At 67.4% G+C, this 21,049-nt stretch carries 19 protein-coding genes and 1 pseudogene; 12 read left to right on the top strand and 8 right to left on the bottom strand.

What is annotated here, in order from left to right:
- The 9 genes and pseudogenes from JS533_RS03455 to JS533_RS03415 all read left to right on the top strand — a co-directional run.
- Nucleotides 1-106: pseudogene (locus JS533_RS03455) on the top strand (uracil-DNA glycosylase); the annotation flags it as partial.
- A 77-nt stretch (nucleotides 107-183) separates the two neighbouring features.
- Complete coding sequence (locus tag JS533_RS03450) at nucleotides 184-1,251, top strand: AAA family ATPase (RefSeq protein WP_241513130.1); 1,068 nt, start codon at nucleotides 184-186, stop codon at nucleotides 1,249-1,251.
- The gene (locus JS533_RS03445) at nucleotides 1,248-2,210 is read left to right on the top strand and encodes a DUF58 domain-containing protein (protein ID WP_241513129.1); all 963 of its coding nucleotides are present in this window, start codon (nucleotides 1,248-1,250) and stop codon (nucleotides 2,208-2,210) included. The genes JS533_RS03450 and JS533_RS03445 overlap by 4 nt, the downstream gene beginning before the upstream one ends.
- A complete protein-coding gene (locus JS533_RS03440; protein WP_241513128.1) occupies nucleotides 2,207-2,734 on the top strand; it encodes a hypothetical protein in 528 nt (175 codons plus the stop codon). Before JS533_RS03445 ends, JS533_RS03440 begins: the two co-directional genes overlap by 4 nt.
- Entirely contained in the window at nucleotides 2,731-3,849 is a 1,119-nt protein-coding gene (locus JS533_RS03435; protein ID WP_241513127.1) for a vWA domain-containing protein, read from the top strand. Before JS533_RS03440 ends, JS533_RS03435 begins: the two co-directional genes overlap by 4 nt.
- Nucleotides 3,831-4,895: a vWA domain-containing protein gene (locus JS533_RS03430; protein ID WP_241513126.1), complete on the top strand. Its 1,065-nt coding sequence runs from the start codon at nucleotides 3,831-3,833 to the stop codon at nucleotides 4,893-4,895. The genes JS533_RS03435 and JS533_RS03430 overlap by 19 nt, the downstream gene beginning before the upstream one ends.
- Nucleotides 4,892-5,614, top strand: coding sequence for a DUF6466 family protein (locus JS533_RS03425; RefSeq protein ID WP_241513125.1), 723 nt, complete (start codon nucleotides 4,892-4,894; stop codon nucleotides 5,612-5,614). Before JS533_RS03430 ends, JS533_RS03425 begins: the two co-directional genes overlap by 4 nt.
- Nucleotides 5,615-5,750: 136 nt before the next feature.
- Nucleotides 5,751-6,050 carry a hypothetical protein gene (locus JS533_RS03420; protein ID WP_241513124.1) on the top strand — a complete coding sequence of 100 codons (300 nt, stop codon included), beginning with the start codon at nucleotides 5,751-5,753 and terminating at the stop codon, nucleotides 6,048-6,050.
- Nucleotides 6,050-7,636 (top strand): alpha/beta hydrolase, encoded by a 1,587-nt coding sequence (locus tag JS533_RS03415; protein WP_241513137.1) that lies wholly within the window; start codon nucleotides 6,050-6,052, stop codon nucleotides 7,634-7,636. Before JS533_RS03420 ends, JS533_RS03415 begins: the two co-directional genes overlap by 1 nt.
- A gap of 19 nt (nucleotides 7,637-7,655) precedes the next feature.
- Here the strand turns inward: JS533_RS03415 and JS533_RS03410 are convergent, their stop codons facing one another.
- The 4 genes from JS533_RS03410 to JS533_RS03395 form a co-directional block, all read right to left on the bottom strand.
- Nucleotides 7,656-8,600, bottom strand: a complete 945-nt coding sequence (locus tag JS533_RS03410) for a sensor histidine kinase (protein WP_241513123.1) — start codon at nucleotides 8,598-8,600, stop codon at nucleotides 7,656-7,658.
- Nucleotides 8,601-8,613: 13 nt separating this feature from the next.
- Nucleotides 8,614-9,492, bottom strand: a complete 879-nt coding sequence (locus JS533_RS03405) for a hypothetical protein (RefSeq protein ID WP_241513122.1) — start codon at nucleotides 9,490-9,492, stop codon at nucleotides 8,614-8,616.
- Complete coding sequence (locus JS533_RS03400; protein WP_241513121.1) at nucleotides 9,492-10,457, bottom strand: ATP-binding cassette domain-containing protein; 966 nt, start codon at nucleotides 10,455-10,457, stop codon at nucleotides 9,492-9,494. Before JS533_RS03400 ends, JS533_RS03405 begins: the two co-directional genes overlap by 1 nt.
- Nucleotides 10,458-10,779: 322 nt before the next feature.
- Complete coding sequence (locus JS533_RS03395) at nucleotides 10,780-11,547, bottom strand: response regulator transcription factor (RefSeq protein ID WP_241513120.1); 768 nt, start codon at nucleotides 11,545-11,547, stop codon at nucleotides 10,780-10,782.
- Nucleotides 11,548-11,839: 292 nt separating this feature from the next.
- Between JS533_RS03395 and purB the strand changes: the two genes are divergently transcribed.
- The 3 genes from purB (at nucleotide 11,840) to JS533_RS03380 (ending at nucleotide 16,407) form a co-directional block, all read left to right on the top strand.
- On the top strand, nucleotides 11,840-13,276 hold the full coding sequence (gene purB, locus JS533_RS03390; protein ID WP_241513119.1) for an adenylosuccinate lyase: 1,437 nt from the start codon (nucleotides 11,840-11,842) through the stop codon (nucleotides 13,274-13,276).
- Between the two features lie 42 nt (nucleotides 13,277-13,318).
- Nucleotides 13,319-15,838, top strand: coding sequence for a lysylphosphatidylglycerol synthase transmembrane domain-containing protein (locus JS533_RS03385; RefSeq protein ID WP_241513118.1), 2,520 nt, complete (start codon nucleotides 13,319-13,321; stop codon nucleotides 15,836-15,838).
- Between the two features lie 287 nt (nucleotides 15,839-16,125).
- Nucleotides 16,126-16,407: an HU family DNA-binding protein gene (locus tag JS533_RS03380; RefSeq protein ID WP_033492994.1), complete on the top strand. Its 282-nt coding sequence runs from the start codon at nucleotides 16,126-16,128 to the stop codon at nucleotides 16,405-16,407.
- Nucleotides 16,408-16,494: 87 nt separating this feature from the next.
- On the opposite strand, the gene JS533_RS03375 is transcribed toward JS533_RS03380, so the two are convergent.
- From JS533_RS03375 to dop, 4 genes are all read right to left on the bottom strand, one after another.
- Nucleotides 16,495-18,081: a proteasome accessory factor PafA2 family protein gene (locus JS533_RS03375; RefSeq protein WP_241513117.1), complete on the bottom strand. Its 1,587-nt coding sequence runs from the start codon at nucleotides 18,079-18,081 to the stop codon at nucleotides 16,495-16,497.
- Entirely contained in the window at nucleotides 18,081-18,284 is a 204-nt protein-coding gene (locus JS533_RS03370; protein WP_241513116.1) for a ubiquitin-like protein Pup, read from the bottom strand. The genes JS533_RS03375 and JS533_RS03370 overlap by 1 nt, the downstream gene beginning before the upstream one ends.
- A 132-nt stretch (nucleotides 18,285-18,416) precedes the next feature.
- Complete coding sequence (locus JS533_RS03365; protein ID WP_241513115.1) at nucleotides 18,417-19,244, bottom strand: inositol monophosphatase family protein; 828 nt, start codon at nucleotides 19,242-19,244, stop codon at nucleotides 18,417-18,419.
- A 143-nt stretch (nucleotides 19,245-19,387) separates the two neighbouring features.
- Nucleotides 19,388-21,040 (bottom strand): depupylase/deamidase Dop, encoded by a 1,653-nt coding sequence (gene dop, locus JS533_RS03360; RefSeq protein WP_241513114.1) that lies wholly within the window; start codon nucleotides 21,038-21,040, stop codon nucleotides 19,388-19,390.
- Nucleotides 21,041-21,049: the final 9 nt, after the last annotated feature.

Raw genomic sequence — 21,049 nt, 5'->3', positions numbered from 1 at the left:
CCCCCTGTCCGCCTCGCGAGGCTTCTTCGGCTCGAAGCCGTTCTCGCGGGCGAACGCGGCCCTGACCGCCATGGGGGCCGAGCCCGTGGACTGGCGGCTGGACTAGGCGTTCGGGCCGGGGACGGGGCCACCGACGGCGTTCGCCGAGCGGGAATCTCAGCAAGTGCGGTTAGAGTGGGGCGCATGCCTTTGTTCCCCATGCAACCGAATCTTCCCCCGCAGCCGGCGCCCGAGGCGCCGTCCCCGTCCCCGGCGCAGGGCCTCGCCCCGGACGACGCGACGCTAGCCCGGCAGCTGGCCGACCGCATCCGCGCGCGCTTCGCCAAGACGCTGGTCGGTCAGGACAACCTGCGCGAGTCGCTGATCGTCACCCTGGTGGCGGGCGGCCACATCCTCATCGAATCGGTGCCGGGTCTGGCCAAGACCACGGCCGCGCAGACGCTCGCCACCTCCGTGTCGGGCACGTTCAAGCGCGTCCAGTGCACGCCGGACCTCATGCCGTCCGACCTGGTGGGCACCCAGGTCTTCAACTTCGCCACGCAGAAGTTCACCACGCAGATCGGTCCGATCCACGCGAACTTCGTGCTGCTCGACGAGATCAACCGTTCGAACGCGAAGACGCAGTCGGCCATGCTCGAGGCGATGGCCGAGGGCGCGACCACGATCGGCGGCGAGCGCATCGCGCTGCCCAAGCCGTTCATGGTGATCGCCACGCAGAACCCCATCGAGGAGGAGGGCACGTTCAACCTGCCCGAGGCGCAGATGGACCGCTTCACGATGAAGGCGGTGATGACGTATCCGAGCGCGGACGAGGAGACGCGCATGCTGGCGTTGCTGACCACGCGCGGTTCGGACACGCTCGATCCGACGGCGCTCACCGACGACGTGATCTCGATCCGCGACGTGGAGTTCCTGCGCGCCTCGGCGCGTCGCGTGCACGTTTCGGAGGCGATCATGCGCTACGCGGTGGATATCGCGGCCACGTCGCGCGGGGCCGGCACGCATCCGGTCAAGGGGCTTGCGCAGCTGGTGCGGCTGGGCGCCAGCCCGCGCGCCTCGATCGCGCTGGTGCGCATCGGGCAGGCGAACGCGCTGCTGTCGGGACGCGACTACGTGATTCCCGAGGACGTCAAGGCGTTCGCGTTCGAGGTGCTGCGCCATCGCATCATGCTCACGTTCGAGGCGATGGCCGACGGCGTGGGCGCCGATCAGGTGATCGATTCGATCGTCAGGGCGGTTCCCGTCCCATGATCGAACGCAGCCGTTCCGATGACCCGATCCGCAGAAGGATCGAGTCCCTCGGCACGTCGTTGAGCCTGCCCACGGTCCGTCGCGCGTTGGGTCTGCTGGAGGGCGAGCATGCGTCCGGCCGCCGAGGCGGCGGGGACGACGTGATGGACGTACGTCTGTACGAGCCCGGCGACGAGGCGCGGCTGATCGACTGGAAGTCGAGCGCCCGCCAGGGTCGTCCGATGGTCGTGCAGCGCGAGCGACGCGTCACCAGCCGCGTATGGATGCTCATGGACGCCGGCCGGCAGATGACCGGCACGTGCGAAAGCGGCGAAAGCGCGGCCGAGGTGGCCGCGAATGCGCTGCGCATGTTCGCCGCGCTGTCCCTGCGCCGTTCCGACGATATTTCGCTGGTGTTCGGCGATGCCGCGAGCATCACCCGCGTGCCGTTCAACGGCGGGTTCAGCCAGTTCGAGCACACGCTCGACCGCGCGATGGAACGTGAGTGGAACCATGACCGCAACATCGATGCGCTGCTCGCCTATGCACGGCGCATCCGCGACCGCGACGCGCTGATCGTGATCGCCACCGACGAGCATGCGCTGCAGCGCGATCACGTCGGCACGGTCGGCATGATCGCGCGCACGCATCCGGTGGTGTTCATCGACGTGGCGACGATCAACCCGTTCGCCGCCCCCGTCGGAGCGTCGGTGATCGACGGCGCGGACCGGCGTCGGGTCCCCGCGTTCCTGCGCTCCGAGACCTCGGCCGAACAGGTGCGCGTGCACCGCGAGTTCAACGCGGAGGCGCTGCGGCGCGAACTGTCCCGGTACGGTTCGCGCATGATCCGCGCCGCGTCGAGCGAGCGGATGTTCGACGAGTTCGTACGGCTGGTCTCCCTCGCTACGACGTCCGCCGCGTTCAACCAGCTGCGCGCGCATCAGACGATGACGCGGCCGGATATGGGAGGTGCCCGATGATCGGGATGGCTGACGGCGTGGCCGATCTGACCCCGGTGCCGCAGCTCGGCCTGGCCGCGCCCCTGCTGGCGGCGATCGCCGGATGCCTGTCGCTGGCGATCGTGCTGATCGTGCTGGCGGTCGTCCTGTCACGCCCGCGACGCAGACCGGCGAACACGGCCAGACGCGGCAATCATGCGACCGGCGGCGATCTGGCCGCCTGGCGCGCACGCATCGAGGGCATCGTCTCCCGGCATGAGTCCGGCGAACTGTCCCGCGAACGGGCGTTCGTCGAGCTGGCCGAAACGGCCCGCGACTTCGCCGGCGCCGCCACGGGCCGCGACATGAGTGCGAGCACCCTGCGGGATCTGTCCTCGCTGCCCCGCGGCACGGCCGAACGTCAGGGACTGGACCTGTTGCGGCAGACCGTCGCCGCACTGTATCCGCCGGAGTTCGCCGACGCCGCGCTGAACGGGCATGCCGCCTCGATCAGCGTGCGCGAGGCGGCCGGCTGGGTGTCGAATCTCGTGGAAAGGTGGCGTTGATGCTTTCCTGGCAGTGGCCGTGGGCCGCGGCGGCGGGCGCATTGTGCGTCATGGCCGTCATCCTGCTCGTCGCGGTTCTGGGCGATCCCCGGCGCGGCGGACGCGGCGGAAAAGGCATGCGGGGCCAAGGCGGTTCCGGCGATGCTTTGCCGGTGTTCTCGCTGGACGACGATCTGAACACCGAACACGCATCCCGGCTGTTCCACCAGTGGCGTGTGCTGGGACGTCTGACGGCGGCGCTGCTGGCCGCCGCACTGGCGCTGTGCGTGGCGCTGCTGGCGCGCCCGTCGCTGATCGACCGCGGCGAGGAGCTGTCGAGCAGCCGCGACATCGTGCTGTGCCTTGACGTGTCCGGTTCCACGCTGCCCTATGACCGCGAGGTGCTCGAAACGTATCTGAGCCTCGTGTCCAATTTCCAGGGGGAGCGCATCGGCCTGAGCATCTTCAACTCCACGTCGCGCACCGTCTTCCCGCTCACCGACGACTACGACCTGGTCGCGCGCGAGCTGAAAAGCGCGGCCGAGACGCTCAAGGGCGTCGAATCGCAGGCCGACATCGACAAGATGAGCGACCGGCAGTACCAGCGGATCTCCGACTGGCTGGACGGCACGCAGAACCGTACGAACGCGACGTCGCTGATCGGCGACGGCGTGGTCAGCTGCGCGGCGATGCTGCCCGGCTTCGCGTACGGGTCGGGCGGTTCGAACGGTTCGGACGACTCGGCCTCGGGCGAACGCCGTCGCGCCGCGTCGATCGTGCTCGCCACCGACAACGTCGTGTCCGGCAAGCCCACGTATTCGCTGTCCGCCGCGCTGGACCTCGTCCACGGCGCGGGCATCACCGTCGACGGCCTGTTCTCCGGTCCCAAGGCCAGCGAATCGGAGTCGACCACCACGGATATGAAAAAGCTGATCGAATCGCACGACGGCATCTTCCTCACCCAGTCGAACGGCGCGAGCGTCAACGAGCTGGTGCGCAGCATCGACCAGCGGCGCACGGCGCACAGCGAGCGCAGCTCCAAGGCGTCGGTGACGGACGCGCCGGGATGGTGGACGCTCGCGCTGGCCGTGGCCGTGGCCGCCTGGCTGGCCGTCGCATGGAGGTTGCGCCGATGACATGGCATGGCTTCACCCTTTCCCCCGCGCTCGGCTGGCCCGCCGGGGCGTGTCTCGCCGTACTGATGACGGCGCTGGCCGTGGCCGTGATCGTGCTGCATGCGCGCAGGCGCGGTGCGAGCGACGAGACGGCGGCGGCGTGTGTACGCCGCGCGCTGCTGTGCCTGACGGTCGCCGCGATGGCGCTGACGCCGAGCGTCGTGTCGACCACGAGCAGCCGCGCGGTGAACGCCACCGACGTGGTGATCGCCGTCGACGTGACCGGATCGATGGCCGTGCAGGACGCGCAATACGGTTCCGCGCAAACCGTCACCCGACTCGACGCGGCCAAGCAGGCCGTCAAGGACATCACGTCGCTGTATCCGGACGCGAGCTTCATGGGTGTGCGGTTCGGCGCCAGCGGTTCGCTCGACGTGCCGCTCACTCCGGACGAACGGGCGATCGGCAACTGGGCGGACACGCTGGCCGTCGAGGCCACGTCGGTCTCGTCCGGCTCGAGTCTCGACGCGCCGCTCGACACGCTGCTGCTCGATCTCAAGTCGGTGCGCGAGGCGCATCCCGACGACGCGATCATCCTCTATCTGATCAGCGACGGCGAGCAGACCGGCACCAAGCCGAGGCGCTCGTTCTCGACGCTGCGCAAATACCTCGACGACGGGTTCTCTGTCGGCGTCGGTTCGACGGCGGGCGGCAAGATACCGGTCGTGCGCGACGGGACGTCGTCATCCTCGTCGTCATCGTCGCAGTCGCAGGACGAGGCGTGGGTGACCGACCCGGACACCGGCAAACCGGGCATTTCCAAGCTCGACGAGAGGAACCTGACCGATATCGCCGATGAGATCAGCGGCACCTATCTGCACGTGGACCAGACGACCACGATGACGCAGGGCGCATCGAAACAGGCATCGACGCGCTGGCAGGTGACGAGCACGGTCAAACGGCGCACGCGCGCCACTCCCGTGGTCTGGCCGCTGGCCGCGCTCGCGCTCGTCCTGCTCACGTGGGAGACGGGCGCATGGATCGTCATGTCAAGGAGGCTGCTATGAGTGCCACGCATGGTCGGCGCGCCGAACGGACGCGCCGCAACGCCGGCGGCGTGCGGACAAAGGGCGCGACGACCGACGACGCGACGGCCGCGAGCACGACGTACGGCGATGCCGCGCCAACCGTCGCATCACGGTCCGACCCGTCGCCGACCCCACCGGCCGGCCGGGCGAGGGCGGGACTGCCGGTGCGCGTCGCGCTCGGCATACTGGCCGCGCTCGCGCTGGCCGTGGCCATACTCGCGGCGGTGAACCTGCACGCCGCGACGACGTTCGACCAGGCCACGCAGAGCCTGACCGAGCACATCGCCGCAGCCAAGGCGGATACGCCGGACTGGTCCAAGCTCAGCACGCTGCAGGAGCAGACCGACGCGCAATTCGACGAGGCGGCGTCGGCCGAAGCCGTGCTGCTGCCGAACATCCGCGAGGCGATCGCGGCCAATGCCGCGGTCTCGGATCAGCTGACCGAGCTGGTGAAGCGGAACCTCGCCGCACAGCAGGGCGGCGACGCCGGTAATGACTCCGCCGGCGATTCGTCCGAGTCGAACGGCCGGGATCAGTCGTCCGACTCGTCGGACGGCGGACTGACCGACGAGCAGCGCAAGCAGGTGGAGGACCTGCTCAAGGCCAACGAGCAGTCCACGCCCTCCGACAAGGGCAACGGCACCTCCAAGGAATCCACGGTCACCAACAACACGGGCAATACGAACAAGCCGTGGTGAGCGGTTCCGGCGTGTCGTCCACAATCGCGGCGTCGATGCTGTGGACGACACGCCGGGGTGTGGATAACCCGGACCATTCGACCACAGCCCCCGTTCCGACTGGACACGCATGTGGAGCACCCGGTTCAATGGGCGCATGAGCATCTTCAACCAGACCTCCGCATTCGGCGGCACACCGTCGGCCTTCGGCGCGGATCACGCGTGTTCCTGCCGCGGCACCGCCGCCGCCAGCCGGGATCTTCTCTGCACGCGCGTCTCCCAGACGCAGCTCGTGGCCGACACGACGGCCTCATCGCCCTCGCGCGCCGCTTCGATGCCGTGGGAGGGCAACGCGGCGTCGCTGTTCCGTCAGCGGCTCAACGACTGCGCCATCGACGCGCGGCGCGTGGTCGACGACGCCGAATCGACGCTGCGCATCGCCCAGGCAGGTGCATGATGGGCTGGCAGGTCACGTCATACGTATCCGGAGGCCGGTATTCGACGGCCGACCGGGAGGAATACGCCGCATTGGCGCGTTTGCTGGACGATGCGGCGGCCGACTGGCGGGCCGCCTCGACCGCCTGGGGACAGGCCGCGCTGGAACTGGCCCGTCATCAGACGAGCCTGACCTGGTGCCCCTCGGCCGCGTCCGGCACAGGAGCGGCGGTCGGCCACTCCTCGCTGCCTTACGACACGCTCATCCAACGATGTTCCGACCATGCGGCCGCGTGCGAGACGATCGGCGGCGAACTGGACGAGATGGCGTCGCTGCTGATACGCGCGCATTCACTGTACGAGGAGTGCGAATCGAGGACCAGGCGTCTGATCACGGAAACGCTGCAGATGACGAGCGCGGCCATGCCGAAGCAGGCGCTGATCGGCACGGTCGGCGCGGTGGCCACCGGCATGGCGGTCGGATCGTTGTCCGAAGGCGAGTTCAACCCGGTATACGGTCTGACCGGAACGGCATGGGCGCAGGAGGGGCTGCTGGGCGGTCTGGCGATGTATGTCAGCGGAATCCAGCCATGGCAGGCCCCGTTGCGCACCGACGAGGTGAACGTCTCCGCCGGCGTGCTCACCAACGTCACCAAACCGCTGAAGGACACGCTGCAGGGAGACTGCCTGACCGTGGTCGAGGTCGAGACGGACGCCACCGTGGTCGGCACGTCGACGTCGGTCGCCGAATCGTTGGAGAACCTGCGCCGGCTGGCCGAGGAGCGACTGGGCAAGATCGATCTGGGCAGCGGACTGTCCTATGCGACGATCGCCGTGCAACGCTACCGTCGCGACGACGGCACGTCGGCATGGCTGGTGACGATCCCGGGCACGGACGGGGAATGGGACTCGCCGTTCGGCTGGATGCAGAACATCGAGCTCATGAGCGACGATCCGCAGCAGCGCATGCAGGCCGACAGCGCGCGCATGGTCGCCGAGGCGATGCGCCAGGCCGGCATCGGCGAGGACGAGCCGGTGGCGTTGATCGGCCACTCGCAGGGCGGCATCGTCGCGGCGACGATCGCCTCCGATCTGGCCGACGAATACGACATCCAGCATGTGGTTACGGCCGGCTCTCCGGTCGCGAACCATCCGATCCCGTCGAAGACGTGGGTGACGAGCATCGAAATGGACGACGAACTGGTCGCCGCGCTCGACGGCGCGCAGAACCCGCGCACCGACAACTGGCTGACCATCCAGGGGCACGCGACGCGTTCCGTCCAGACCTCCCCGGCCGGTGTCGGCGCGGACGGCTCCTGTGCTCCAGGCGATGGCGTCTCGTCGTGGAGCAAACGGTATGCCTCCGAGGAGGTCACGGGCGCATCCGAGTCGAAGGAGATCACGCACTGGCTCAAATACCATCAGGCAGCCTACAAGAACGCCACCGATCTCGGATCCCCCGCCGTGCTCACCCACGAGCGGCATTTCCAACAGGTCATCGACGGCGAACTGGAGGAGACCCATTACTACCGGGGCCGCATGGGCCTCTACGGCACCGCCTCCGCCCCGTCCGGCATTCTGGTCGACACGGATTCCTTCGGCGACTGACCTGTCCGGTCCGTCCGGCCTAGCCGTCCTCGCCGCGTATGGCGATGACGAGCGCGGCGGATCCCGCGGCATCGTGGTCGATCGAGGCGGTCAGCCGCAGGCGCATGGCGACGGCGAGGGATCGGACGACGGCGAGTCCCAGGCCGGAACCCTGCGTGCCGCGCGCGTCGTCGGCCTGATAGAACCGGTCGAACAGCCGGTCCGTGTCGATCGCGGCGGCCGACTGCCGGCTGAGCGGATTGGAGAAGGCGATCATGCCGCCGTGCTGCGTGATCGTCGGCGCGCCGTCGCCGTGGCGCAGCGCGTTGACGACCAGATTGTCGACGATGCGCCGCAACGCGGTGCGGTCGGCCTCCAGGGTGAACCGTTCGTCGTCGAAGGCGAGAGTCGGCTCCCAACCGCGTTCCTCGAACTCGGGGTAGTGGCCGACGAGCACTTCGGCGATCAGCGGTTCGACGGCGACCGGCTCGAGATCGAGCGTCCGGTCGGGATCGTTCGCCCGCGCATAGGCGAACAGCTGGTCGAGCAGGCCGCGCATATCGTCCAGGCGCTGCAGCGCGGCCGTCAGATGCCGTTCGCGTTCCGCCGCTCCCCCGTCGGAGGCGACTGCGTGCGCATCCGCGCCGTCATCGGCCCCCATGCCGGACAATGCCAGCTGGATATGCCCCTGCGCGCCCATGAGCGGCGTGCGCACGTCGTGCGCGAGCGACGAGAGGTCACGCTGGAACTCCTCGGCCTTGGACATCGCGGCGATCCGCTCGGACTGGATCGCATCCAGCTGTTCGTTGACCGCCTGCGCCAGCTCCCGGCTCGCCCCGCCCGGCAGCCGCACATCCAGCCGCGCGTTGCTCCCCGCCGGCCGTTCATGCAGGAACCGAGCCATCCGCCGCATCTCGCGCCCATATGCCGTCGCGCCGAACGCAACCCCGACCATCAGCCCGATCAGCAATCCCGCAATCATCATGCCAGCCACGGTATCAGCACACGTCGCGACGGCTGTTGACGAGCAGGGTCGCGCCGGAGGCGAGCACGATCCAGCCGACGTAGCAGATGAGCGCATGCGCCCATGCCGGCATGCCGAGCGCGACGCCGTTGGCCGTCGTGGCGAACAGGCCGATGCTGTCGGTGTACAGCTTCGTGTTGTACGAGGGCAGCCAGAACACCACGTGCATCAGCCATGGGATGTGCATGGCCATTATCGACAGGGCGACCGTCAGCAGCGAGCCCAGCATGCCCGTGCCGACCACCACGCTGGCGGCGATGCCGAGCGCCTTGCTGCGCGCGGTCATCGTCAGCGCGACGACGATGAGCACGAACGCGATCGTACCGAGCACGTTGAGACCGCAGTATCCCAGATACACGCCGAGGCTTTCCGCATGGCGGAACCGGACTCCCATGGCAAGGCATGTCAGTTCGAGCGAGGAGATCGTCACGGCCGCGTTCCACACGGCCAACAGGGCCGCAAGCAGCAGCCGCTCGGCGAGATACGGCGTCCGGTCGCGCCGGCCGACGGCCAGGTTTTTGATGAATCCGGCATCCCAGTCGTCCATGATGGCCAGCACGGCGAGGATTGAGACGAGCATCGGCAGTACGGAGCTGTTGGGCGATCCCAGTCCCGAGGCGGCCAGGAGGGCGGAGTGAGAATCCACTTCGCGGGCGGACGCCGACAATCCGGCGGCCGTGTTGGTGGTGACGGTCGTGCCGTCGGCTCCAAGCTGCGTGGAACCGGTGACGGCACCGAGCGATATGAGTATCGTGAGCAGGCCCGCGGTCAGCAGGACGATGATCGCGGTGACGACCCAGAACTTACGGCCGTGGACCAGACGGTACAGGTCGGAACGCAACAGGTTGAACATCATCGGCTCCCTTCCGCGATGTCATGCGCACGGCCGTCGCGTGCGCGGACGCCGTCCATCAATGCGACGAAATAGTCCTCCATGTCGCGCGATTGCGCGGACAGTTCCAGCACCTCCTGATTCGTCTCGTGCAGGATGCGCGAGACGTCGGCAGGATCGAATCCGCCTGAAATGGTGATCGACCCGTCCGGTTCGGCGGAGAACCGCACCGGATCGGCAGGGTCGGCATGCAGCCGCTCCTCGAGGATCGCGAGCGCGGTGGCCGTGTCGGCGGTACGTACGGTGAGGCTGTCGCCGCATTCGGACCGCACCTGTTCGGCGGTCATCTCGCGCACCATGCGGCCGTTCGCGATCACGCCGTAATGCGTGCACATGCGCTCGAGCTGGTCGAGGACATGCGAGCTGACGACGATGGTGATGCCGCGCCGCTGGTTGAGCTGCACGAGGTAGTTCCGCATGGCACGGGCGGCCTGCGGGTCGAGGCCGTTCAACGGTTCGTCGAGCAGCAGCAGGTCGGGGCCTCCGACGAGTGCGAGCGCGATGCCGAGCCGCTGCTTCATGCCGAGCGAGAATCCGCCGACTCTCTTGCGGCCGGCCGTGTCGAGACCGACCTGCGCGAGGAGGTCATGGCAGACGGCTGTCGGACCGGCGACGCCGAGCGCGAGCGACTGCGTCATGAGGTTGTCGAACGCGCTCATGTGCGGCAGCAGGCCGGGGTTTTCGACCAGCGCGCCGATGCGCCGTACGCCGGCGGTCCTCTCCCCTGCCAGATTGCCGAACAGTTCGATCTCGCCTCCGTTCGGTGCGGCGAGTCCGGCGATCATCTTCATCACCGTGGATTTGCCGGCGCCGTTTTTGCCGACGAACCCGTAGATCGAGCCTTGCGGCACGTTCATGGCGAAATCGTTGACCGCGCGTTTGCCTCCGTAGGTTTTGGACAGCGCCCGTATGCGTATCGCGTCCATCGGATGCTCCTTTCCTCCGTATCCCGTTGACGGGTTCCACGCTATCGGGGCGTTCTTGCGCAATCGTCGCGCGAATCGTGCGAAAGTCTCACAAAAGTCTTGCGAAAGTGTGACGCCCGCCCTGCTCCCCCTACGCATACCCAATCGACGTCTCACCATGCCACACCCGTTTCCTCGCAAAGTTCGCATGATTTCGACGCGTCTGCGCGAACTTTGCGAAGTTTCAGGGGCCTGTATCCTCGCAATGTTCGCAGACGCGTCGAAATCATGCGAACTTTGCGAGGATACGGCGAACATTCGCCACCCAACGGCGCGACAACGCTCACACGTCGAGCTTGAAGCCAAGTCCCCACACGGTGCGGATGTACGTGTCGGTGCCGGAGGGCTTCAATTTGGCACGGATCTTGCTCACGTGCGCGGTGACGGTGTTGTCGTCGACCATGTACGGCTCGTTCCAGCACAGTTCGTACACCTGCTGTTTGGTGAACACCGTGTTGGGATGCGCCATGAGCAGTTCGACGATGTTGAATTCGGTGTTGGTGAGATTGGCCGGACGACCGTCGATCAGGAACGTGCGGGCGGCGGAATCGAGCGTCCAGCGGCCGGCGGACAGTACGGGATGGTCGTCCGGCGTCGTGTCGTCATCTGCCGCGGCATGTCCGCCGGACGATGCCGAACCGGCCGAGCTGCCGTAACCGCGGCCGCGCAGCTGCGCCTGGACCCTCACGACGAGCTCGTCCAGATCGAACGGTTTGACCAGATAATCGTCGGCCCCGAGTCTGAGCAATGCCACGCGGTCGGCGACGGTATCGCGCGCGGAGATCACGATGATCGGTACGCCGGCGCCGCGCTCTCGCAGCATGGTCACCAACCGTTCGCCGCTCATGCCGGGCAGCATAAGATCGGTGACGATGCAGTCGTATCCGCAGCCATCGCCGGCGCCGTCCGCCGGCGCCGTGCGCCCGAGCAGCAACCGCGCCTCCGATCCCGAATACGCGCCCGTGCAATCATATCCGGCGCGTTCCAGCCGGGCGCGCACCACCTCGTTGATGTCCGCATCGTCCTCGATCACCAGTATCCGCACATTCATGCCCCCTCCTTCCGCGCCGTTCCACGGTACCGCATCCCGGCGTACGTTATCGCTGAAGCCGTCTGCACAACCGTACACCGGCAGCTCCGTCATGTACGTTGCCACTACCAGCTCCGCAACAACGTACGCTGACGGCATCCATACGTACGTTTGTGCGGAATCGTCGGCAGAAACGTACGCTGAGTGGCCGCTGGAGTACGTTTCTGTCGATGATTCCGCACAAACGTACGCGACGGAGACGCATCGACACCACACCGTCGCCCGGTTCACGGCTGGAAGTACCCTAGAGGCCATGAAGCTTACTGACATTTCCCCCGCAATCGCACTGACCCCGCTCGACGGCCGTTACCACAACGCCACCGCCCCGCTCGTCGAATACCTGAGCGAGCCGGCCCTCAACCGCGAGCGCATGCGCGTCGAGGTCGAGTGGATGATCCTCTTGGCCAACGGCTTCGAAGGCAACGGCAACCAGCCGATCGTCGACGGCGTCAAGCCGTTCACCGAGGCCGAGAAGGCGTTCCTGCGCGCGATCCCCGAGGATTTCGGCGCCGAGGGCATCAAGCAGCACGCCGCGCACGAGGCCGTCACCCACCATGACGTGAAGGCCGTGGAATACTACATCGACGACCAGATCGACAAGGCCCCGGCGGAGCTGGCGAACATCAACGACGCGCTCAAGACGCTCGTGCACTTCGCCTGCACGTCCGAGGACATCAACAACCTGTCGATCGCCCGCTGCGTGAAGAACGCGATGGAGAACGTCTGGACCCCGGCGTTCAAGGAGATCATCGACCATCTGGCGGAAAAGGCCGACGAGTACCGCGACAAGGCGCTGCTGAGCCTCACCCACGGCCAGCCGGCCACGCCGACCACGCTCGGCAAGGAGCTCGCGGTCTACGTGTACCGCCTGAACCGTCAGCTCAAGCACATCGAGCACCAGGAGTACCTGGGCAAGATCAACGGCGCGACCGGCACGTTTGGCGCCCACCTGGCCGCCTGCCCGGACGTCGACTGGATCGCCGTCTCCCGCGAGTTCGTCACGAACCGCATGGGCCTGACCTGGAACCCGTTGACCACGCAGATCGAAAGCCACGACTGGCAGGCCGAACTGTATTCGACCGTCTCCCACGCGAACCGCATCATGCACAACCTGTGCGTGGACGTGTGGATGTACATCTCGCGCGGCGTGTTCGCGCAGGTGCCGGTCAAGGGCGCGACCGGCTCGTCCACGATGCCGCACAAGGTCAACCCGATCCGCTTCGAGAACGCGGAGGCGAACTTCGAGATCTCCTGCTCGCTGCTCGACACGCTCTCGGCCACGCTCGTCGAGTCCCGCTGGCAGCGCGACCTGACCGATTCGACCACGCAGCGCAACATCGGTTCGGCGCTCGGCTACTCGCAGCTGGCCCTGTACAACCTGATGGGCGGGCTCAAGTCGATCCATCCGAACGACCATGTGATCTCCCGCGAGCTGGACGAGAACTGGGAGGTGCTCGGCGAGCCGATCCAGACCGCGATGCGCGCCTGCGAGCTGCGTGGCCTGCCGGGCATGGACAAGCCGTACGAGAAGGTCAAGGAGCTCATGCGCGGCCACACGATCGACCGTGAGCAGGTCGAGGCGTTCATCGACCAGCAGTCGTTCGATCCCGAGACCGCGGCCCGCCTCAAGGCGCTCACCCCGGCCACGTACACGGGCGTGGCGAGCAAGCTGGTCGACTTCGACCGCTGATCCGTTCCGCATAACCATATACACCTATCGCAAAGGGTTCCGATGAACAGTCAGGAACATGCGACCGATTCCGCCGGCGAGCGCACCGTCTCGCCGGCGGAATCGCGTTTTACGCACCAACTTCCGCCGGATGACGGGCATGACGATCCGAATCATCCGCATATCAACGACGTGCCGCCGAAACGCATCCACGACGTCGGCGACCTGCTGCGCGCGATCCTCGCGGTGCTGATCGCGGCCGTCGCGATGCTCTCGTCCGTGTATCTCAACGGCATCACCGCCGGCGTCGAATCGGACGCGCACACGGCCGGCCGGGCGCTGAACTGGATGGTCGACCTGCCCACGTCGATGCTGCAGCAGCTGGCGATCGTCGTGATCGTGGTGATGGTGTTCACGCAGATGCTGATCAGCCGCGAATGGGTGCAGTCGGTGGTCGCGATCCTCGCCATGTTCGGCGGATACGCGGCCGCCTGGGGCATTTCGCTGGGCGTCACGGCGATCGGCAACGAACGTCTGCTCGCCGCGCTCGGATCCGCGAACGCATGGTTCGGCGCCGGCCTGCTGCCGGGATTCTACGCGGGCTCCGCGGCGCTGCTGACGGCCGCGGGCCCCCGGCGCACGCGTTCGACGGTCAAATGGGGCTGGAACATCCTGTACACGGTGGCCGCGCTGCTGGTGCTGCTGTCCGTGAATTCGGTGGCAGGCATGCTCGTCTCGTTCGCCGCGGGCCGGCTGGTGGGCATGCTGCTGCGCTTCGCCGTCGGCACCAAGAACCAGGGTGTGTGGGGCGAAGGGCTGGTGCAGGCGCTGTCCGGCATCGACCTGCGCGTCACGTCGCTGGAACGGCGGCTGGACGGCGGCGTCCCCTCGCACAGCACGCTGAAGGCGACGCTGGACGACGATCTGGTCGAAGGGTCCCGTCTGTACGATGCGACCGACGACCGCGGGCGGCATTTCGCCGTGTCCGTGCTCGACAGCCAGGTGCGCACGGCCGGCTACGTCAAGCAGCTGTGGCAGTGGATACGTTTCACCGGCGTGTCCATGCGACGCGACCGTTCTCCGCGCGAGGCGACGCAGCATCACATGGCGATGATCCTCGGGCTCAAGAACAGCGGGTTGCCGACGCCTCGCGTGTACGGCGTGGCCGATACCGGCGAGTCGTCGATCCTGGTGTTCCAGGGCGCGGACGCGATGAGCGAATGCAATCTGCACACGTTGTCCGACGACGACGCGATCGCGCTCATGCGGTTCCTGTCCGTGGCGAACCGGCGCGGCTACACGCACCGGCGCATCACGCCGGACACGCTGGCGCGGCTGGAGTCGGGCACGCCGATCATCGCCGGATGGCAGAACGGCGACGATGCGAGCACGCCCGCGAACGTGGCGCTCGATCAGGTGCAGCTGCTGACGCTGCTCAGCACGCTGATCGGACCGGACCGTGCGGTGGCGGCCGGCAGTCATGTCTGGGGAGACGATACGCTCGTGGCGCTCACGCCGTTCGTGCAGAAGGCCGCGATTCCGGCCGGCACGCGCGCCCTTGAGGATTGGGACAAGCACACGCTGGACGATCTGCGCGCCCGGCTGCGCGCCCTTGCCCCCGATGAGGCGGCCGAGTCGATGGAGCCGGTGAAGCTCTCCCGGTTCAGCCTGCGCTCGTTCCTCGGCATCGCGCTGCTCGTGGTGGCCATGGCCGTGGTGTTCACGCAGCTCAAGCCGGACGAGGTCATCGCCGCGGTGCGGAACGCGAATCCGGAGATGGCTCTCGTCTGCCTGCTGCTCGGCTTCGTGGCGTGGCTCGGCTCGGCGCTGGAGCTCGGCGCGTTCATCGACCGCGACAAGCGGAACGTGACCGGCATCGTCATGTCGCAGGTGGCGCAGAGCTTCGCGATGATCTCGATGCCGGCCGGCGTGGGACCGGCGTTCGTGAACCTGCAGTTCCTGCGCAAAAGCGGGTACCGCACCACGCCGGCGACCGCGATCATGGGCGCCAATCTGGTCGTCTACTATGCGGGCACGGTCCTGCTCATGCTGCTGCTCGGCCTGTTCACCGGCAACGATTCGATCAGCGGCATGATCCCGACGAACACGCTGGTCATTCTGCTCGGCGTGGCGCTGATGGCGATCGCGATCGCGCTGATGATACCGCCCGTGCGCCGGCTTGCGGCCGAAAAGCTGCTGCCGCTGGTGAAGACGTACGCGAGGCAGCTGATCGACGTCCTGTCCGATCCGAAACGGCTGACGTTGAGCATCGTCGGCATGCTGGTGCTCAACGTGGCCACCGGACTGGGCTTCTGGGTGGCGTTGCTCGCGTTCGGGCACATGACCAATCCGATCGAGACGTTGTTCATGTTCCTGCTGGCCAATGCGATCGGCTCGGCCATGCCGACGCCGGGCGGCCTCGGCGGCGTGGAGGCGGCGCTGGCGTTCGCGTTCGGCGCGGTGGGCGTACCGGCGGGCGTGGCATTGTCGGCCACGCTGCTGTATCGCGTGGTGTTCTACTGGCTGCGCATCCCGTTGGGTGCGGCCGCCATGAAGTGGCTCGACCGGCGGAACCTGATCTGATTCCGGCCGAATCCGGCGATTCCGGCGCGGAACCGGCCCGCAATCGGCCAAAAACCAGCCCGTCATCGGCCCGGTTCCGATTCGGGACCGGGCAGCACACAATACCGGACACGATCGAACATGATCGAACGCCCCCGACCGTCGCCAATGCCCCGGATTTGGGATAAAATCATGCGAAAACCGTTGGAAAATGCGGTTTTTGGCGTTATCGTGCGCTATTATTCAGTATGAACCTGTGGTGAGGCCGACCTAAGTAGACCCCACCCCTGACCCAAGAAGGATGCTTTATGGCATACAACAAGTCTGACCTCGTCTCGCAGATCGCGCAGAAGTCCAACCTGACCAAGGCTCAGGCCGAGGCTGCCGTCAACGCTTTCCAGGAAGTGTTCGTTGACGCCATGCGTTCCGGCGAGGGCCTGAAGCTGACCGGCCTGTTCTCCGCCGAGCGCGTCAAGCGCGCCGCCCGCACCGGCCGCAACCCGCGCACGGGCGAGACCATCGAGATCCCGGCGACCTACGGCGTGCGCATCTCCGCCGGCTCCCTGCTGAAGAAGGCCGTCACCGAGTGACGCTTGCCCTTTACGGCGTAACGAAGCCCCCGACCATGGACGGTCGGGGGCTTCGTCGTTGATGCGCGCCGCGTCACGGCCGGGCAATCACAGCGCGGCCATCAGCCGTTCGTAGTCGTCGGTGGGAGCCGCCCCGAACGGATCGAGGATCACGGCCTCGCGGTGTTCGGGCGAGGTCAGCGTCAGCCTCGTCCAATCGCAGGAGAACTGGGCGCCCGCATCCAGCGCGGCGGCCACGAACCGGCCGCGCAGCACGGCGCGGGTATCGGCCGGGGGCTCGCCCAGCGCGCGCCGGGCGTCGGCGTCGTCCAGCAGCCGGATCATCATGCCGCGCCGCAGCAGCGACTCGTACACCGTGCCGGATGCGATGTCATGGTAGTCCATGTCAAGCTGCGCGAGCTTGGACTGTGCGATCGCGCCGCTGCGACGCGCGTGCAGCGCCTCGAACAGACGCAGTTTGGCCGCCCAGTCGACGCGGTCGGCGACTGCGTCGCGATCCCCGGCCTCCAGCGCGTCGAGCGTGCGACGCCATTCGCCGAACACGCGATCGAGACTGTTCCAGCCATCGCGTCCCGGATCTTCCGGATGCTCCGGCCGTTCCGGCGCATCGTCGTCCGACGACGGCATGGCCGCGGCCATCACGTCGCGATGGTCGGCGAAGAACCGTTCCGCGATATGCAGATACGCGCGCTGGATCTCCAACGCGGTCAATCCGGCGGACGGGTCGAGGCCGCCCGCATCGTCGAAGTTCGGATCAGCGGCCAGCACCGCCTGCGCGGCTGAGGGATCGGCAAGGCGCAGCCGGGAGGCGCGGCAGGTCAGGTCGCGGCTGACCGCACGGTTCGCCTCGCCGGGGTCGGCCAGTGCGAACGACTCGAATCCGGACGGTCTGCCCAGCCGGGCCGACTCTTCGATGACGCACAGCACCAGATGCGTGACGGCGAGCTTCATCCACGTGGCCCACTGGGAGCGGTTGGAGTCTCCGATGATGACGTGCAGACGGCGGAACTCCTCTGGATCGGCGTGCGGTTCGTCGCGCGTGTTGACCATGGGACGCGAGCGCGTCGTGGCCGATGAGACGGCCTCGTCGAGGTAGTCGGCGCGCTGCGTGATCTCGAAGCCCTCGTCGGTGACCCGGCCGGCTCCCGTGTACAGCTGCCGTGTAATGAGGAACGGCAGCAGCTCGTGCTCGACCTGTTCGAGGGAGACGTAGCGGCGCACCAGATAGTTCTCGTGGCAGCCGAATGAATGACCCGCCGAATCGGCATTGTTTTTGAACACGTGCACACGCAGATGCTCGCCGTAGCCGGCACCGCGCAGCTGTTCCTGCGCCTGGGCCGCGAGCCGGCGCATGACCAGTTCGCCGGCCATGTCCTGTGCGAGCGCGTCCAGCGGACCGCGGGCCTCGGCCGTCGCGTATTCGGGGTGGGAGCCGACGTCAAGATAGAGCCGTGATCCGTTGGCCAGATACGTGTTCGTGGACCGGGACCGGGAGACGATCGGCCGGAACATGGTCATGGCGACCTGCCCGGCGTCCACGGGCCGGCCTGCGCCGGTCACGGACACGCCGTATTCGGTCTCCACGCCGAAGATGCGCGCGAACCCTTCGAATTCCGGGGACCGTTCGACCGTGGCGCCGGGGCCGTTGTTGCCGCTGTCACGCAGCTGCGGCATCACTCGCCGCCCTTCTGCACGAAGCTCGACACATACTCCTCGGCGTTGGTCTCCAGTACGGATTCGATGTCGTCGAGCACCGAGTCGAGTGCGTCGCCGGCCGTTTCGGCCTGCGCGGCCGTCGACTGCACGGCGGCGGCATCCTGCTCGGCCTGGGCGGCGGCATCCTCCTGCGCATGCGTCTGTACGAATTCCTGAGGCATGGTCCTCTCCCCTTTCCGCGCGTTTCGCGCGTCCGTGTACGCCGTGATCCACGCAATGATGCCCGGCGGAGACCGCGGAGGAGGCGTCGGCCGGCCACAAAGGGCGGGGCCGCCGCGTCCTCCGCGTCGCCGTCACTGCAGGTACGGTCGCAGTTCGTCGATGATCAGGCCGTTCGAGGCGACGATGTCGTTTTCACGACGCCAGTGCACCATGCCGCCGTTCCACGTGCGCAGCTTGGCCTGCGCCTCCCAGCATACGACGGCGCCGGCGGAGACGGCGGGAACGTCCCACCGGTGCAGGTTCGGCTCGAAGTACGCGTCGTAGGTGCCGTCGGCGACCTTGCACAGGTCGAGCGAGGCCGGACCGACGCGCTTGATGTCGGCCGGCTGGCCGGCGATCGCGCTCACCACGTTCAGTGCGCGCTTCGATTCCTCCGACACGTACGACATGCCGTAGCTGACGACGGAGCCCTTAAGGTGCTCGGTGGTGGAGGGCATGATCTTCTCGCGCTTGTCGCCGATCTGCGTCTTGCGGATGCGGATCGCGCCCTGGCCGCGCGCGGCCAGATACGTGACGCCGAGTCCGGGCGCGTGCACGACGCCGACGATGGGCTGCGCGGAGCCCTCCTCGTTGAATTCGAACAGGGAGACGGTGATGGCCCATTCGGGCATGTTGCGCGTGTAGTTGATGACGCCGTCGATGTTGCCGACGCACCAGTAGCGCTCCCCCGGCCGGCACTGTTCGGGGCGGTCCTCCCAGCGGCCGTTGAAGTCGTCCAGATAGGACAGACGGTTCATGATGAACCGCGAAAGGCGGTCGTCCACGTCAAGTGTGGACCGCTTGGTCTCCGACAGGTCAAGCCCCTTCAGATCGCGCGGGTTGAGCTGGTCGGTCAGCGCGTGGCGGCCGGCGTCCTGCGCGATGCGGGACACTTCGAGCGCGAGTTGTCGTAATTCCATGGTCATATTCCTCGGTTTCCTCAGCGGTGTGCTGACGTTATGGTGTCTTCGGCCTGCCCCGCGCGCCGGCCCGCTCGCCGGGATGCCGTCCCGGTGCGACCGCCGCGCGGTACGCGTCATGGCGTCGTGTGCTGAGCAGAATCTTACCGAGGAAATGTGATGTTTTCGTTTGCTGCCGTGATGATTCCGGCAGCCGAGTCGGAATCGTCCACAAAGCGTTCACACGCCGAACGGCCGAAACGCATCGGGTCGGACATGTCCAGCGTGAGCAGGTCGGAGGCCCGTTCGGCCGGCCTGCTCGCATTGCCGTACGCGTCGAATCCGGCGTCGCCGAGCGGCGAGGCGTCGGCGTGCCGACGCACGGTCAGATGCGACCACGAGGCGGCGACCACCTGATCGGGATACCGTTCGATCACCGCGGCGCGCAGCCACGCGCGCGTCTCCTCGGGCGCATGGTCGCACGCGGCGCGCACATCGTCGTCGGAGCAGACCCGTTCCGTGTGCGCGGCGAGTTTGGCGAACACGCAATGCGCCGGATCGAGCGCGGCCCAGCTCAGATCGATGGCGGCGAGCCTGGGATCGGACCAGTCGAGCGCGCCCTTGCGGCGCATCTTCTCGAGCAGCTGCCATTTGAACAGCCATTCGAGACGTCCCGCTTCGGCGGCCATCGTCAGTCGCGCGTCGTCGTCGGCGTGGCGGACGGCGGCCGTGTCGGCGAGCGCCTGCCCCCACATCGCCATGATCGAACGGGTCGAACGGTCCGGCCATGCGGGTTCGCCGGTCGTGTCGGTGCCGTGGATCATCGCGGCTGCGGCGTACACGGCGGAACGCAGCGTGACCTGCATCAGCCATGCGGTCGTCTCGCCGCCGTTCGCGAGCGGCAGAGGACGGGCGAGCGTCAGGTCGTGCGACACGTCGTGCATCGCGGCGACCGGATCGGCCAGTTCGAGCCGGTCAAGCAGTTCGTTCAGGTCGAATCCGGCGTCGTCGGCGTGTTCGGCGAGCCACAGCAGCATGGAGGTGACGCCGAGCTTGAGCGTCTGCGGCACGTCCATGCGGTTCGCGTCGCCGACGATGACGTGCAGGCGGCGGTAGCGCGACGTGCTGTGCGATTCGTCGCGGGTGTTGATGATCGGCCGGTCGAACGTGGTCTGCAGGCCGACTTTCATGTGGATGTAGTCGGCGCGCTGGGACAGCTGGTAGCCGGCCGTTTCGCTCTGCTCGCCGATGCCGACGCGGCCGGATCCCGTATAGATCTGCCGGGAGACGAAATGGGCGGTCATGAGCCGTGCGATCACGTCGAACGGCACGTCGCGGTCGGTCGTATAGTTTTCGTGCGTGCCCCAGCTGGCGCCCTTGCCGTCCACGTTGTTGCGGTGCAGCACGATCGGCGTGCCGGTCGCCTCGGATGCGCGGCGCGCGGCGGCGAGCATGATCCGGTCGCCGGCGTGGTCGTAGCGCACGGCCTCGAACGGATCGCATGTTTCGGGCGCGGAGTATTCGGGGTGCGCGTGGTCGACGTAGACGCGGCCGCCGTTGTGGGCGATCACGTTGACGATGTTGAGCTGGGGCGCGTCGGTGAGCATGTCGGGGCGCGCGGCGGCGCGTTCGAGGCGTGTACCGCGCGCGTCGTTGACCGGATCCTCCTGCCGGTAGTCCCAGCGGATGCGCGACCGTGCGCCGCCGGCCGCCGCGCCGACCACGTCGAACGACAGCCGTACCGGGTTGGCTCGTTGCCCGTCGGCGCGGGAGACCGCGTATTCGGTTTCCGTGCCCATGACTCGTTTCACGCTCATGCTGTCCGT

The sequence above is a fragment of the Bifidobacterium amazonense genome (assembly GCF_018555435.2).
Classification (GTDB): Bacteria; Actinomycetota; Actinomycetes; order Actinomycetales; family Bifidobacteriaceae; genus Bifidobacterium; species Bifidobacterium amazonense.
Note: the sequence above shows the minus strand (reverse complement) of the source record. Positions and strands in the feature narration are given on the sequence as shown.

Excerpts from the sequence above, each read along its gene's own strand:
- JS533_RS03450 (WP_241513130.1), top strand. The coding sequence starts at position 184 with ATGCCTTTGTTCCCCATGCAACCGAATCTTCCCCCGCAGCCGGCGCCC.
- JS533_RS03445 (WP_241513129.1), top strand. The coding sequence starts at position 1,248 with ATGATCGAACGCAGCCGTTCCGATGACCCGATCCGCAGAAGGATCGAG.
- JS533_RS03440 (WP_241513128.1), top strand. The coding sequence starts at position 2,207 with ATGATCGGGATGGCTGACGGCGTGGCCGATCTGACCCCGGTGCCGCAG.
- JS533_RS03430 (WP_241513126.1), top strand. The coding sequence starts at position 3,831 with ATGGAGGTTGCGCCGATGACATGGCATGGCTTCACCCTTTCCCCCGCG.
- JS533_RS03425 (WP_241513125.1), top strand. The coding sequence starts at position 4,892 with ATGAGTGCCACGCATGGTCGGCGCGCCGAACGGACGCGCCGCAACGCC.
- JS533_RS03420 (WP_241513124.1), top strand. The coding sequence starts at position 5,751 with ATGAGCATCTTCAACCAGACCTCCGCATTCGGCGGCACACCGTCGGCC.
- JS533_RS03415 (WP_241513137.1), top strand. The coding sequence starts at position 6,050 with ATGGGCTGGCAGGTCACGTCATACGTATCCGGAGGCCGGTATTCGACG.
- JS533_RS03410 (WP_241513123.1), bottom strand. The coding sequence starts at position 8,600 with ATGATGATTGCGGGATTGCTGATCGGGCTGATGGTCGGGGTTGCGTTC.
- JS533_RS03405 (WP_241513122.1), bottom strand. The coding sequence starts at position 9,492 with ATGTTCAACCTGTTGCGTTCCGACCTGTACCGTCTGGTCCACGGCCGT.
- JS533_RS03400 (WP_241513121.1), bottom strand. The coding sequence starts at position 10,457 with ATGGACGCGATACGCATACGGGCGCTGTCCAAAACCTACGGAGGCAAA.
- JS533_RS03395 (WP_241513120.1), bottom strand. The coding sequence starts at position 11,547 with ATGAATGTGCGGATACTGGTGATCGAGGACGATGCGGACATCAACGAG.
- purB (WP_241513119.1), top strand. The coding sequence starts at position 11,840 with ATGAAGCTTACTGACATTTCCCCCGCAATCGCACTGACCCCGCTCGAC.
- JS533_RS03385 (WP_241513118.1), top strand. The coding sequence starts at position 13,319 with ATGAACAGTCAGGAACATGCGACCGATTCCGCCGGCGAGCGCACCGTC.
- JS533_RS03380 (WP_033492994.1), top strand. The coding sequence starts at position 16,126 with ATGGCATACAACAAGTCTGACCTCGTCTCGCAGATCGCGCAGAAGTCC.
- JS533_RS03375 (WP_241513117.1), bottom strand. The coding sequence starts at position 18,081 with ATGCCGCAGCTGCGTGACAGCGGCAACAACGGCCCCGGCGCCACGGTC.
- JS533_RS03370 (WP_241513116.1), bottom strand. The coding sequence starts at position 18,284 with ATGCCTCAGGAATTCGTACAGACGCATGCGCAGGAGGATGCCGCCGCC.
- JS533_RS03365 (WP_241513115.1), bottom strand. The coding sequence starts at position 19,244 with ATGGAATTACGACAACTCGCGCTCGAAGTGTCCCGCATCGCGCAGGAC.
- dop (WP_241513114.1), bottom strand. The coding sequence starts at position 21,040 with ATGAGCGTGAAACGAGTCATGGGCACGGAAACCGAATACGCGGTCTCC.